The sequence below is a fragment of the Piscibacillus salipiscarius genome, assembly GCF_042685285.1.
GTDB lineage: Bacteria > Bacillota > Bacilli > Bacillales > Alkalibacillaceae > Piscibacillus > Piscibacillus salipiscarius.
This window is the reverse complement of record NZ_JBHUMZ010000019.1, coordinates 149,443-163,014: the sequence shown is the minus strand read 5'-3', so window position 1 is coordinate 163,014 and position 13,572 is coordinate 149,443. Positions and strand designations below refer to the sequence as shown.

Below are 13,572 nucleotides of genomic sequence, written 5' to 3'. Positions count from 1 at the left end.
TTAACAAAATCTAGCTAATCAATGGAGAAGTGCAGTATGAACAAGAAACAAAAAGCGTATAATTATATGAAATCAAGAATATTAGAAGGAACTTATGTAGCAGGTCAGCGCATTGTCATCAATCAATTAGTTAAAGAATTAGAAACAAGCGCAATTCCGATACGTGAAGCGGTTCGCCAACTTGAAGCAGAAGGGCTGATTGAATATCAAAATAACATCGGCCCTGTCGTAACACCTATTGATGACAGTCAGTATATTGAAACGTTATCAGTCTTAGCTGTTTTGGAAGGCTACGCAACAGCTTTAAGCAAGGACTTCATGGATAAAGACAAACTGATTCAATTAGAAAAAATTAACCACCAAATGGAACAAGCACTTGAAGAGTTTGATTTTGCCGAATTTGGGGATGCGAACCGTCAGTTTCATGATGAAATTTACAAAAGCTGCCCCAATTTATATTTAGTTAAATCCATAAGAGATACATGGCGGAAAATAGATTCGATCAGGGTGACGGGCTCAACGTTTCATCCGAAAAGAGCGAAGAAGTCAATTGAAGAACATGAATCTATTATACAGATGTTAAGAAACAAAGAAGATTTTAGTGTAATTGAGCTTGAAGTTCGTAACCATAAAATGAATACCGTAATGGCCTATAAGGAACAGACAGAGAAAACCAATTAATATATAGCTCCAATTGTGTTGTTTATAAACAATCAGTTGGGGCTTTTTTTATATAAACTTACATAAAGTAACTAAACATTTATTAAAATTAACAGAAAAACAATACTATTTAACTATAAAATTTGAAAAGAAAAGGAAAAATAGTCCAAAAGACCCGTTTATAGTTATGAGTAATTGGGGAATTAGATTTATAGAAAAATATTCCTACTTTGGTAACATGATAGTTAAAGAAATTGTCAATCCCTTGTTACTCTAAGGTTATCTTGAATTCAAGGTATTTTTATTTGGAAAAAACATAATAGTCTAAAAGAGGCAAAGCAGAAAGAAGGTCAAAAGTCATGCTGGAATCGAAACGAAAAGCACTCATATTTCTATTATTAGCTATTATCCTAGCAGCTACATCAGGCTACTTGATACTCCAGAAGGTCCAATCTTTAAACGAAGATTTAGGGACGTTTGTAACGGTTTATAAAGCAAACGGAGACATTGCATCAAGAAAGATTATCACAGCCTCAGATGTTACTACAGAACAAATCCCGCAAAGATATTTAAGAGATGATTACATAACCTCAGAGTCTCAACTAACAAACATGGTATCTTTAGTCCCATTAACAGAAGGCGATATTATAACCGACACGATGTTAAAAGAAGCATCAGCTATAACTAGTGAGAATACACGTTTAATCACACTCATACAATCTGAACGAATCTTTTTCGATGAAGCACTCGCTCCAGGAGATCGAGTCGATATCGTTGTATCACATGAATTTAATAATGAACCTGTCACAGAAGTATTTATGGAAAATGTTAATGTGATCCAAACGTCAAAAGATGATGAGACTAATAACTTCTTAGCAGCACGTGTTGAAATCCCATTTGATAGAGTTACCGAACTAATTCATTTACAGAATTATGCTGATAGCCTAAGGATTGTTAGGGCAAGTGTTGGTAAAAACATACAAGATTCACTACCTCAGCAACAATCTGAAGGTGAAGAGTCAAGTGAGGAAAATGAATCAAGCGAACAAAGTGAACAAACGAACAATGAACAGAATAATAACGAATCGAACCAAGAAAAAAGCCAAGAAGAAACCAATCAAAATGATTCAAGTGAAGAATAGAATAATAGTCGTTGGAGGAGCCTTATGAGTAAAGTTAACGATCTCTACGTAATTGGAAATCATACAGAACTTAAAGATACACTGCGTCAACAAATCAGTGAATCTTTTAACCTATTAGAAGTATCGATAAATGATTTTAAGAAGATCCATGCTCAAATTATCATAGTCGCTAATCAAGATGATTCAACAGTTGACTTAGTTCAGTCAGCATTAGCAGAGTTTCCAAGTGCCTCAGTTGTTTGCGTCAATGGAGTTGAAGACTTTGATTTGCTTAGAAGTTTAAACCGTCTAGGTGTCACAGATTTTTATGTGATACCTGGTGAAGAACTCATTCTCAAGGAAAGGCTCGAAGAACTAGCGCAAGATTATGCTAGAAGAGATTTATCTATAAACGAGTCAGAAGGTTTTAAACGAGGTGGCGGGAAGGTTTTTGCATTTTATAGTGGTTCTGGAGGAACAGGCAAATCGTTAATCAGTGCAACTTACGCACAAACACTAAAGCTTGAGTCAACTGGTAAAGTATTGTTTATTGACCTCAATCTTCAATACGGCGGGGCTGAAACTTATCTTGGTATCGAAAGTAACCGTACCATCATCGACTTACTTCCAGTTATTAATGAACTAGGGGAACACCACATCAGAAATGTATCAGAACGAGAATCACATTCTGAATTAAATGTTCTAATTAGTCCTAAAGATGCTGAGATGGCAGAAAAAATTACTGAAGATTTTGTTTTAAGGCTAATTAGAGCAAGTAAGCGAAATTTTGATTTCATCGTTATCGATTTACCAAACTGGATGGATGAAAAGACGTTAATGGCATTGGAAGAATCGGATCGAATCTATTATGTAATGGATGTTAATACCGTATCAATGCGCGTGTTAAAGAGTGTGGAAAGCCTATTTACACGACTAGGCATTAATACTAAAGAAAAACTGGAAGTCGTGATTAATATGAAAAGCAAGGATACAGAGTTAACAAAGAAAGACTTGGAACGATTCGTATCTTACCCAGTAGCAGCAGAAATTAGAAGAGATTATAAAAACATTCAAGCCAAAATTAATCATGGTGAACCGTTACGTAAAGAACCTAAAGAAAAGAAGTTAACGCCATTTTCTAAAGACATACATAAATGGGTTAACTCTATGCTGAAATAGTGTGAAAGGGGTGAAAGTATGTCGCTTTTTCAAAGGGAATCAAAAGAAAAGTTAGAGAACGAACTGGAGTCCAACGTCCGATCAAATTTCGGCTATATTGAAGAATTGGTCGAACACTATAAATCTCGTTTACTAACTGAGGTGAACCTTGAACAAATTACAAGTTTAAGTGATTCTGATAAACGTTTAAAAATTGAGCGACTGGTTAACCAGTTTATGTCTGAAGAAAAAGTAGTCATCCCTAAGCAAGATAAAAAACGAATGCTTTCAATGTTAATTGATGAAAGTGTTGGTTTTGGACCACTGGAACCTTTACTAAAAGATGAGGATATAACAGAAATACTAGTCAATGCCCCTAATGAAGTATACGTGGAAAGACGGGGTCAACTTGAACGAGTAAATGTCTCCTTTAAGGATGAAGATCACGTTCGTCACATTGTTGACCGGGTCGTAGCGCCACTTGGTAGACGTATTGATGAGAGTTCACCAATGGTCGATGCTAGATTACCAGATGGTAGTCGTGTGAATGCAGTTATTAATCCCATTAGCTTAGGCGGAACACTATTGTCAGTAAGAAAATTCCGTAAAACTCCGTTTACAATGGATGATCTACAGGAATTTGGGACATTTACTGATGAGATGTCTAAATTCATGCAAGCCATAACCAAAACAAAACTAAGCGTCCTAATCTCTGGAGGAACGGGTAGTGGTAAGACGACACTCCTCAATGCCTTAGCAAAATCCATCCCGAAAAAAGAACGTGTCATTACCATTGAGGATTCAGCAGAGTTAAGGTTAGAAAGGCCGAATGCAGTTGGAATGGAAGCTCGCCCGCCAAACGTTGAAGGTGAAGGCGAAATCACCATTAGACAATTGGTTAAAAACTCTCTAAGAATGAGACCAGACCGAATCATCGTGGGTGAGGTCCGTGGCCCTGAAGCATTTGATATGCTGCAAGCCATGAATACAGGTCACGAAGGTTCACTCACAACCGTTCACGCTAATACGCCAATTGATGCTATTAATCGTGTGGAAGGCATGGTTATTATGGCAGGAATGGATTTAACAACAGGAGTTATTCGAGATTACATTACGGGAGCTCTAGATTATATCGTTCAAGTTCAAAGGTTAACAGATGGTACACGTAAAATCATGAATATATCAGAAGTTGAAAAAACAGCTAGTGGGAAAATCGAAGTAAGAGACATATTTAAATTCCAACGTACTGGTATGGATGAAGAAGGCAACGTTATTGGCCAATTTACACCAACTGGTATTATACCTAAATGTCTACCACATTTAAGAGTTCATGGAATTGAAATCAGCCCATCTTTCTTTGAGACGAGGGAGGTTTATAGCGATGAACATAGCAGTGTCTATACTTTATAGCTTAGCTATTTTATCCTTGCTTATGGCTGGCTACTATTTCCTAGGGTTTAGGTCTCAAAAGAAAGAATGGAATATGAAAGTAAAAGAATGGTTTCCAGAAGAAGAACGTAAAAGTTTTATCAGTAAATGGGGAGATCGCTTTGATGAAAGAGAGTCCTCCCAAGCCCTCAAAGATAAACTACATAATGCGAATTTGAAACTTTTACCTTCTGAATATCTCGGAATCTTAATTGTTGGTTACATGGCACTCTTTGTCATGATGTCTTCTATATTTGGCATGTCGCTTAAAGTCAGCTTGCTTCTTCCAATATTACTCTTATTTATTGCTAACTATCTATTATTCTATTTTAGAAAAAACAGTTACGAAGCAAGGTTTAATGAGCAACTGAGTGAAGTATGTAGGTTACTCGGTAACGCAGCGAGGTCAGGCTTAACGGTCAACCAGGGAATCGACATAGTCGCAAGAGAATTAAGCGGACCAGCAGGAGCAGAATTCAAAAGAATTTCTAATGAACTCAAAATGGGAGTCACATTAGACAGAGCACTTAGAGAAGTTCAGAAAAGAAATAAATCACGAGACTTTAATCTCTTTATAGCAACTCTATTAATTCAGAAGAAAACAGGCGGAAATCTCGCTCTCACACTTGAAACAATGGCCAATACATTCGAAGATCGCAAAGTATTAAACCAAATTATCAAAACCATGACATCTGAACAAAAATATATTTCATTTATCGTTCCAGCTCTTCCAGTATTTTTGTTACTCGTTATGAACAACGTCATCGAGGGATTCATTGATCCACTTTGGTCGGGGTTCGGACTCGTCATGCTCTTCCTATTCGTTGGATCAATTGTTCTATCGTTTGTTCTCATACGAAAAATTACGGATATAAAGGTGTAGCCTATGGATGCATTAATCATACTCTCAATAATAGCGTTTTGGTTTTGTACATTGCTCTTTTTAAAGCATTATTGGTCGTTTCTGAATAATAAACGAGACGTGCTAGATCATGTATCGGATGTAACAGATACAGACCCGTTCGAGAAAAGAGAGAAAAAGAAAAATAGAAGAGCTGAACTCTTTCAATTCATGACAAAGTATGCAGATGAATTTTCTGATCTAGGACAGCGCATTAACTTCTTTAGTGAAAATTTCATGGTAGAAGAATGGCTCAGAAAATCAGGGAACCCTTTAAAACTGACAGTTGCTAGATTTCAAGGTTTAAAGATTTTTCTATTAATAATCGGTTTTATTTCAGGGGTTCTTGCCGTTCTAATAGGGCTACCATTTTCTCAATATATGTTGGTGTTTAACCCAGTGCTTGGTTATTTTTTACCAATTATTTTGATTAGAAGAGAAGTAAAAAAACGCCAGCAAGCGATTAGACGTGACTTACCAGACTTTATGGATACGATTAGCACAAGTTTGCAAGCTGGTGTGAGTCTGGACCAGGCATTAAGAGAAGTCATCCTTCACTTTGATGGGCCAATCAGAGAAGAATTCTCAAGGTTCAACCAAGAAATTGATTTAGGTGTTCCAAGAGAGAAAGCTTACAGAGAATTACTTAAACGGAATGATAATGATGAATTCCAATCTTTAATTAAGGGGTTAATTCAAGGTTTGCAACTAGGAATTCCGATAGCCCAAACCTTCAAAGTGCAAGCCGATGACCTTAGACAAATTAGGCAAGAACAGGTAAAAGAACTTGCTGCTAAGGCATCGCCAAAAGTAACCTTAGTGACAACTTTTTTAATAGCACCCGTTTCCATACTGATCATTGCAGGGCTAATGATCATGAATATGTTGATGGGTGATAATAGCATATTTAATTTATTTTAAAAAATATAAGGAGGAATTTTAAATGAACTTTTTAGTAGGTATGTACACTAGAATGATGAACAAGGTGGAAGGTTTTAAGCAGGATGAAAGAGGTTCACAGACATTAGAGTGGATTGGTATTGCGGCAGTAATTGTGATTTTAGTAGGAGTGATTTCGCAAGCGTTTAGTGAGGGGAAATTTGGTGATACTTTGGTAACTAAGTTTGGGAATTTAATTGAAAAAATAGGGTCAGGAAATTAATAGTATTCAATATGCTTACTGGATACTAAATTTGCACTAGAACAGGGGATTTTTAAAATATGACAAAAAAAATGCGTTGGTTAACATTAATTCTGATTATTTTAATAGTATTTACAGGTTGTAATAAAGAAGATGATACTCCTAAAAATTCAGATAGTGATAATGACCAGACGAAAACTGAAAACAGTGAAAGCGAACCCCAAAATGATGAGAATCAAACAGAAGAAAAAGCAGCTGATAAACAAGCAGCAGAAGCAGAAGAAGGCTTGACTTTAAATGACTTTAAACCCATACCAACAGATGTTGAAGGTTTAGCTAAACAAACCAGCGGAAAGTTTGCTGACCCAAAAAGTGTATATGATTTAGAAGATGAACTTAAGAAGGAAATGAATCAGTTAGGTCCAATGAGTGAAAACCCTACTGATGAAGAATATGAGAAGTACTTGCGTTTTATTTATAGTCTAGTAAAAGAAAATTATCCTAACCCTGAGAATGTTATTAAAAAGTGGGAGTTTGCATCTTTCGGAAGTCCGGATTTACCAGATTCTAAGTTTCATTTTAAAGAGAATTATAATGTTGAAATTATTTTAGATTCGAGTGGATCCATGGCTAACCCAGCAGGTAATGGAACTAGGATGGATGTAGCTAAGAAATCTATTAAAGAATTTTTATCCGAAGTTCCTGAAGAAGCAAACGTATCTCTTAGAGTTTATGGGCACAAAGGAACAGGAGCAGACAGTGACAAGGAGATGTCGTGTAATGCGATTGAACAGGTATATGGGTTTAATACTTACCATGAAGACAAATTCCAAAAATCCTTAAATCAATTCAAACCAATGGGATGGACTCCTTTAGCGGATGCCTTGAAACAGTCGCAAGAAGCCTTGAGTCAATTTGACTCAAAAAAGAATACGAATTTAATTTATGTTGTGAGTGATGGAATCGAAACGTGTGATGGGGACCCTGTAGCCGTAGCAAAAGAGTTATCTAAGTCTAATGCTCAGCCGATTATCAATATCATTGGTTTCCAAACGGATGCCGAAGCACAAAAACAACTCGAAAAGATGGCCGAAGTTTCTGGCGGTATTTTTGCTTCAGCAAGCAATGAAGAAGAACTACAAGAGGAGTTCGAGCGTGCAGAAGAAGTATTAGACGCATGGAAAGACTGGAAAGATGATGCTATGCAAGATCTAGAGGCAAAAAGAGTCAATAGTAGCTTCGACATTATGGGGCTTCATAATGAGTGGTCATTTACAACGATGTCGACAAGTAATCAAATGAAAGCGGTAGTAAATGTATCCCAAGATTTAGGTTTTTTCACAATTGATCAACTTTCTGAAATGAAAAGCAGAATAGATACTGTAATAAGTGAGATAGATTCTACAGTTGATCAACTTGAAAAAGATCTCGAAGAGTTAAGAGATAAAAATTTAGAAGAAGCAAGAAAAATTGTTGAAGAGAAATATAATAAACAAACCACACAGGATGATTAGTTTTTAATAAAGAGGTAGTAATGATGAAACTTAAACCATTGTATGTTCTATTAATAGTGTTATTCATTTCAGGTTGTAGTAACAGTGATAGCACCAAGCCTCATCCTGAAGATTCTGACCCTGAAATTGAGAATGAAACTGTAACTACTTCTGATCAAGACCAAGAAGAGAGTAATGAGACAGAGGATGTTAAAGAAAGTCAAGATGAAGAGCCTGAAATAACACTAGAAGAACTTGACCCAATTCCAACGAATGTGGAAGGGCTGGCTAGTCAATCACCAGGTAGATTTGCAAACGCAGATAGTATTTATGATCTAGATCAAGAGATAAAAGAAGCTATGCAAGACGTTGGCCCGATGAGTAAAAACCCAACTGATGAAGAATATGAGAGGTTTTTAAGAAAAATGTACTGGTTAGTGGCTCAGGATTATCCAAATCCTGAGGATGTAATAAAAAAGTGGGAGTTTGCTTCCTTTGGTAACCCTGACTTACCAGATACTAAGTTTCATTTTAAAGAGAATTATAATGTTGAAGTTATATTAGATTCGAGTGGATCAATGGCGAATCCAGCTGGTAATGGAACTAGGATGGATGTAGCTAAGAAATCTATTAAAGAATTCTTGTCCGAAGTTCCTGAAGAAGCCAACGTGTCTCTTAGAGTTTATGGGCACAAAGGGACAGGAGCAGATAGTGATAAAGAAATGTCATGTAATGCGATTGAACAGGTATATGGATTTAATATTTACAATGAAGATAAATTCAAAAAATCTTTAAATCAATTCAAACCAATGGGATGGACCCCTTTAGCGGACGCTCTAAAACAATCGCAAGAAGCACTAAGTCAATTTGATGCTAAAAAGAATACCAATTTAATTTATGTAGTAAGTGATGGGATCGAAACATGTGATGGAGACCCTATAGCTGTAGCAAAAGAACTATCTAAGTCTAATGCTCAGCCTATTATCAACATCATTGGTTTCCAAACGGATGCCGAAGCACAAAAACAACTCGAGATGATGGCCGAAGTTTCTGGTGGAATCTTCGCTTCTGCAAGTAATGAGGAAGAACTACAAAAAGAGTTCGATAGAGCTGAGAAGGTGTTAGAGTCATGGAATCAATGGAAAGATGATGCTATGTATGACATAGAAGTTCAGGAAACCGATAATTACTTTGACATCCTTGGTATAAGTAACGATTGGTATTTCACTACATTAGGCGTAGATAATAATTTGCATAGCTTTGCTGATGTATTAGAGGAAATTGAATTCATAACTTATGAACAAAGCAAGGAACTTAAAAACAGAATTAGTACAGTTATGGAAAAAATCGAAGAAACAGGAAACCAACTTGAAAAAGATATGGAAGAAATCAGTGAAAAATCGTTACAGGAAGCTAAAAAAATGGTTGAACAAAAATATAAATCCCAAACATCAGAAGAGTGATATCAAACACTTATAAAGATAGCGTTAAATACCCCGAAAATTAAATTTACGGGGTGGTTAGATGAAAAAGTGGTTCAAAAAGAGTGTTATTTTATCAATTGTATATAACGTTATCTCCATTATTAATTCCGGCTCTCCACGCTGTTAGTCCATGGTCTGGTAATACATGGGAAGGAAATCCATGGGAAGGTAAACCTTGGGATGGATCTAATCTTCAGTGGGAAGGCGAAGAAACTGATACGAAAATCAATGGAACAGAGTTTGGTGTGCCGCCTAGTTCTCCCTGGAACCCATATGGGAATCAATTAATGACTAGAAGTTTTTCTAGTTTAAGTATTAGTGATAGTGAATTAAACCATTGGAACAGCAGGGCTGGTTACTCGATAGCTTTCTATGAAGGTAGTGCTTTTAAATCAGCAGACTTTATATTAAACGGTCTAATATACAGCAGTATAAATTTATCAGATAACCCATTTGGATTATCTGATGGCAAACTTAGTTTAGGAAGGTTTGCTAATAATATTGCCCTTAATGGCTCCAAGTTATTATTAGATGATAATAATACAGCTGTCAACATTTATGATACTGCATCTAATAGTTATGAAGCTTTTAATTCTGTAAAAGAAATTAAAGCACTAGCTGTAGATAGTACAGATGTAAGTATGTCCGATGAATTAAATAGAAAAGGTTTAAATAAATACAGCTCATTAGTGAAGCAATCTGCTAAGGACTTATTACAAAATGCGGACTTTCAAAACGTTAAAAAGACTTGGGCCAGTATGGGGGCGCTATCTAAGTTTAATGCTGGTATAGCAGGGTTGAATTCTTTTGTGTCTGCTTATAAAACTGGTGAGAGTATAAAAGCATTTTTACAATTAAGTGAAGGTGCAAAAAGCACAGTTAAAACTACTGCTGGAGCAGAGATAGGTGCTAATGTAGGTGAAACAATTGCTAGTACAGGAGCCTTAGTGATGGCTATCCCTGGGGGCCAGGCGTTAGGCCTTGGAATAGCTGCTATTGGTACGGGAATTTATGGTATATCTAAAGGGGTACAATTATTTTCACGCAATTGGAAAGGTGATATCTTAAGTACCTCAAAAAGTATTGGCAAAAAAGTTGTTGATTCTACTAAGAGCTCAATTACCAAAGCCTTTAGTAAAGTTAAAGGGTTATTTTCTTAAATATAAACATTCGTGTGAAACTAGAATAACTGTGGTGATTTCTATTGGATATGTATAACAGAGTAAATAAATTAAGCAAGAATTATAAAAAAGGTTTAGAGAAGATAAAAATTAACCCGTGTGCATTCTGTAATGGCGAAGAAACATTTTACTATGTTTTATACAAAAATATATTAATAGGAAATGTTAAAGGTTATGCGCTAATTAATCCAAACGGACATACTAGTAAAGATGAAGCTAAAAATGTGTTTACTGCTCATATGATGTTTGCAGTGACTGTTAACAACATCAAAAATTTAAGTGAAAGAACACAGGTTGAGCTAAACTCACACTCGACCGTAAAAAACTATTTAAATAAGGTTCTTAGTCTAGATATATTGGATCCAAATCAAAGGGAAATTTTCCAAAATGCATATGAAGTTTTAAATGACATGTTTCAACTACAGGAAGAATTCGAAGAAAGATGGAAAGAAGCTAATAGTTTGCTAGAAGAAATAAATAATAAAGGTTTTTTCAGTAATAATGATCTTGAAATACTCATTAAATATCTGCCTTTGTTTAACTTAATACAATACAAACAGTTGCATACTCGTTTTAAAAATAGTAAAGATTTCGATTTTGTTTATAAGCATCGAGAAGTGTTCGATGAAGCTGAAATAAGTTTTGATAATAAAATTTTAAAAAGTATGATTACTGATGTTATTTATGATGAATTGAATAATTCAATAAATAAAATTACAAAGAACATTAACATAACAAGTGTAGATACTTATGAAACTATTTATGAAAAATGGAACACTTATTATAGAGAGGGATTGAATCAAAGGGTAAATGATAGTTTAAACTTATTACGTTATCCGCAAATATGGTAAAAAGTTTAAGGTATCCAGATATAAATGGTTCATAACTTTGGGAGATGAGTTCAATGAGTTTGTTTAAGAGTTGGGTAAGCTTTTCAATTATCTTACTTATATTGATAACTGGTTGTTCTAATGAATCGCATGATGCATCTTCAAATGAGGAAAATCAAGAAGACGTTGCAGGAGAATCTATTGATGTACCAGTGGCAGCAACTGATGCAGAAGGGATGATTAAAGAAGGACCTGGAGAATTGTTTTTAATGGAAGAGGTTAAAGAAGCAGAGTTAAAACAGAAGGTTGAAAAACTCCCAGATGAAGCCACACCGGATGAGATATACGCTTTCTTAACACAGTTAACAGCAGCCGACTACAGTTCGCCATTAAATAAATATGAAAACTTTGATCCGACGTTCTCGATTGAAGGAGCACCTGAGGGGGCTAGCGCTGAAGAAAGTGAAGAGTCAGAAGAAAAAAGAAAACATATAGCATTATTGATGGATGCAAGTGGCAGTATGGGTGCTTATGTTGGTAGTGAGACTAAGATGCAATCTGCCAAAAAAGCTTTGAAAGAGTTTGTCTCCGAGTTACCTAAAGACGCGCAAATAATGCTTAGAGTATATGGACACAAGGGAAGTAGTAGAGATGCAGATCAAGAGCTGTCATGTTCTAGTACGGAAGTTGTTTACCCATTAAATCACTATGACAGTAAAAAATTTGATAAGGCTTTATCCAAGTTTAAACCTGTTGGTTGGACTCCTTTAGCAGCATCCATAGAGGCTGCAGAAAAGGATTTATTAGAAAATTCTAATGATGATGTGGAAAATACAGTCTATATCATAAGTGATGGGGAAGAGACCTGTGGAGGAGACCCTGTCAAAGCCGCAAGGAACTTACATGATTCAGGAATTGCAACAGCTGTGAATATCATTGGCTTTGATGTTGGGAATGAGGCCCAACAACAATTAAAGGCAGTAGCTGAAGCGGGCGGTGGTGAATTCACTAATGTTAAATCCGGTGAAGGTTTAGTCGATGCTGCCCTTAAAAATATAAATGAAGCCGTTCGTGAAGCGGGTAATAATATTTGGAGTGCATTAGAGAAAACAGACATTAACTGGGACAAAATCGATAAAAACAATGAGCTAAATGATATTTCCTCAGAGTTTCGTGACCTTGTTAATCGTGAAAGTAGATTATATAACCGCGCCATACAACTCTTGGTTCAAACTGAACAAATTGATGAAGAAACTGAGAACGAGCTAAAACAGCTTATAGATGATAGGTCAAATAAACTATCGGAGTTTAATGATAATAAATTTGAAGAGCTTAAAAGCCTAATGGAAGAAGAATATGAAAAAACGATAAATCGTCTAGATGAACTGATGGAAGAAAGCAAACAGTAGGAAGTCTATTAAGCTAAAAGTCTAGCGAAAAGTTGGAGAGGTTAAAATGGATCACCCTTTAAAAAATACATGGGAATTATATACTGGTAAGTTTGAACAAATATTAGTACTCATGCTCACTACAACATTGCCTTTACTTCTCATACACTCGTTTGCAACGAACTACATATATGCTATAACACCAAGCTTTTCAATTTATTCAGTTGCAGATATCTATAATGGTTTTTTGACGTTGTTGTTATTTTTATATGCGCAAACTCCATATATACGATTTGTTTACAACGAACATATGGGTAAAGACCACAGTTTAAGAAATTCAATCTTCATTTTTTTAGCGAACGGGTTCACGGTTTTCATATTTGCCTGCATCACCGCATTTCTGACGACCATTGGCTTTATGTTATTTTTACTTCCGGGATTAATCTTACTAGCATTAGTCTTCCCGGTGCCTTATTTAAGCATTTTTGATGAGAAGTCTACTTGGAAATCATTTAAGGAAGGTTTTCGTATTGGTAAAAAGCGCTTTCTTAAAATATCCTTAATGCTGTTTCTCTTAGGGATGGTTGAGTTATTATTTGGTATTTTTGTTACTTACCAATTATTTAATATAACATCATCATTTGCAGCACAGATGATCACCCAGATGACAATCAATCTATTGTTTTTTCCATTTTTAATTATGTGGATGACATCGCTAATCATTAAATGGCGTGAGCAACTGGAGACCTTTGACGTTAGCGGTGAAAAAAGTGAGATAGGGGTGTAG

At 35.6% G+C, this 13,572-nt stretch carries 13 protein-coding genes; all 13 read left to right on the top strand.

Annotated features, from left to right (window positions below; genetic code table 11):
* Positions 1 to 36: 36 nt before the first annotated feature.
* The 13 genes from ACFSW4_RS07795 to ACFSW4_RS07735 all read left to right on the top strand — a co-directional run bounded on the left by ACFSW4_RS07795 (position 37) and on the right by ACFSW4_RS07735 (position 13,572).
* Positions 37 to 681, top strand: coding sequence for a GntR family transcriptional regulator (locus ACFSW4_RS07795; protein WP_369404827.1), 645 nt, complete (start codon positions 37 to 39; stop codon positions 679 to 681).
* Positions 682 to 1,019: 338 nt separating this feature from the next.
* Complete coding sequence (locus tag ACFSW4_RS07790; protein ID WP_377328513.1) at positions 1,020 to 1,802, top strand: SAF domain-containing protein; 783 nt, start codon at positions 1,020 to 1,022, stop codon at positions 1,800 to 1,802.
* A gap of 24 nt (positions 1,803 to 1,826) precedes the next feature.
* The gene (locus tag ACFSW4_RS07785) at positions 1,827 to 2,960 is read left to right on the top strand and encodes an AAA family ATPase (RefSeq protein ID WP_054752518.1); all 1,134 of its coding nucleotides are present in this window, start codon (positions 1,827 to 1,829) and stop codon (positions 2,958 to 2,960) included.
* Between the two features lie 18 nt (positions 2,961 to 2,978).
* On the top strand, positions 2,979 to 4,349 hold the full coding sequence (locus tag ACFSW4_RS07780) for a CpaF family protein (RefSeq protein ID WP_054752516.1): 1,371 nt from the start codon (positions 2,979 to 2,981) through the stop codon (positions 4,347 to 4,349).
* A complete protein-coding gene (locus ACFSW4_RS07775) occupies positions 4,321 to 5,250 on the top strand; it encodes a type II secretion system F family protein (RefSeq protein ID WP_279401393.1) in 930 nt (309 codons plus the stop codon). The genes ACFSW4_RS07780 and ACFSW4_RS07775 overlap by 29 nt, the downstream gene beginning before the upstream one ends.
* A gap of 3 nt (positions 5,251 to 5,253) precedes the next feature.
* Positions 5,254 to 6,189: a type II secretion system F family protein gene (locus ACFSW4_RS07770; RefSeq protein WP_377328511.1), complete on the top strand. Its 936-nt coding sequence runs from the start codon at positions 5,254 to 5,256 to the stop codon at positions 6,187 to 6,189.
* Positions 6,190 to 6,211: 22 nt separating this feature from the next.
* Positions 6,212 to 6,430 carry a Flp family type IVb pilin gene (locus tag ACFSW4_RS07765; RefSeq protein WP_054752514.1) on the top strand — a complete coding sequence of 73 codons (219 nt, stop codon included), beginning with the start codon at positions 6,212 to 6,214 and terminating at the stop codon, positions 6,428 to 6,430.
* A 59-nt stretch (positions 6,431 to 6,489) separates the two neighbouring features.
* A complete protein-coding gene (locus ACFSW4_RS07760) occupies positions 6,490 to 7,923 on the top strand; it encodes a VWA domain-containing protein (RefSeq protein WP_377328509.1) in 1,434 nt (477 codons plus the stop codon).
* Positions 7,924 to 7,946: 23 nt separating this feature from the next.
* The gene (locus ACFSW4_RS07755; RefSeq protein WP_377328507.1) at positions 7,947 to 9,365 is read left to right on the top strand and encodes a VWA domain-containing protein; all 1,419 of its coding nucleotides are present in this window, start codon (positions 7,947 to 7,949) and stop codon (positions 9,363 to 9,365) included.
* An 83-nt stretch (positions 9,366 to 9,448) separates the two neighbouring features.
* The gene (locus ACFSW4_RS07750; RefSeq protein WP_377328505.1) at positions 9,449 to 10,546 is read left to right on the top strand and encodes a hypothetical protein; all 1,098 of its coding nucleotides are present in this window, start codon (positions 9,449 to 9,451) and stop codon (positions 10,544 to 10,546) included.
* A gap of 44 nt (positions 10,547 to 10,590) precedes the next feature.
* Complete coding sequence (locus tag ACFSW4_RS07745; protein WP_377328503.1) at positions 10,591 to 11,418, top strand: hypothetical protein; 828 nt, start codon at positions 10,591 to 10,593, stop codon at positions 11,416 to 11,418.
* 53 nt (positions 11,419 to 11,471) lie between these two features.
* Complete coding sequence (locus ACFSW4_RS07740) at positions 11,472 to 12,806, top strand: VWA domain-containing protein (protein ID WP_377328501.1); 1,335 nt, start codon at positions 11,472 to 11,474, stop codon at positions 12,804 to 12,806.
* Positions 12,807 to 12,852: 46 nt separating this feature from the next.
* Entirely contained in the window at positions 12,853 to 13,572 is a 720-nt protein-coding gene (locus ACFSW4_RS07735) for a hypothetical protein (RefSeq protein ID WP_054752496.1), read from the top strand.

Bases quoted from the DNA above. Each gene is read 5' to 3' on its own strand.
- ACFSW4_RS07760 (WP_377328509.1), top strand. From the start codon at position 6,490: ATGACAAAAAAAATGCGTTGGTTAACATTAATTCTGATTATTTTAATA.
- ACFSW4_RS07780 (WP_054752516.1), top strand. From the start codon at position 2,979: ATGTCGCTTTTTCAAAGGGAATCAAAAGAAAAGTTAGAGAACGAACTG.
- ACFSW4_RS07770 (WP_377328511.1), top strand. From the start codon at position 5,254: ATGGATGCATTAATCATACTCTCAATAATAGCGTTTTGGTTTTGTACA.
- ACFSW4_RS07775 (WP_279401393.1), top strand. From the start codon at position 4,321: ATGAACATAGCAGTGTCTATACTTTATAGCTTAGCTATTTTATCCTTG.
- ACFSW4_RS07790 (WP_377328513.1), top strand. From the start codon at position 1,020: ATGCTGGAATCGAAACGAAAAGCACTCATATTTCTATTATTAGCTATT.
- ACFSW4_RS07765 (WP_054752514.1), top strand. From the start codon at position 6,212: ATGAACTTTTTAGTAGGTATGTACACTAGAATGATGAACAAGGTGGAA.
- ACFSW4_RS07785 (WP_054752518.1), top strand. From the start codon at position 1,827: ATGAGTAAAGTTAACGATCTCTACGTAATTGGAAATCATACAGAACTT.
- ACFSW4_RS07795 (WP_369404827.1), top strand. From the start codon at position 37: ATGAACAAGAAACAAAAAGCGTATAATTATATGAAATCAAGAATATTA.
- ACFSW4_RS07755 (WP_377328507.1), top strand. From the start codon at position 7,947: ATGAAACTTAAACCATTGTATGTTCTATTAATAGTGTTATTCATTTCA.
- ACFSW4_RS07735 (WP_054752496.1), top strand. From the start codon at position 12,853: ATGGATCACCCTTTAAAAAATACATGGGAATTATATACTGGTAAGTTT.
- ACFSW4_RS07740 (WP_377328501.1), top strand. From the start codon at position 11,472: ATGAGTTTGTTTAAGAGTTGGGTAAGCTTTTCAATTATCTTACTTATA.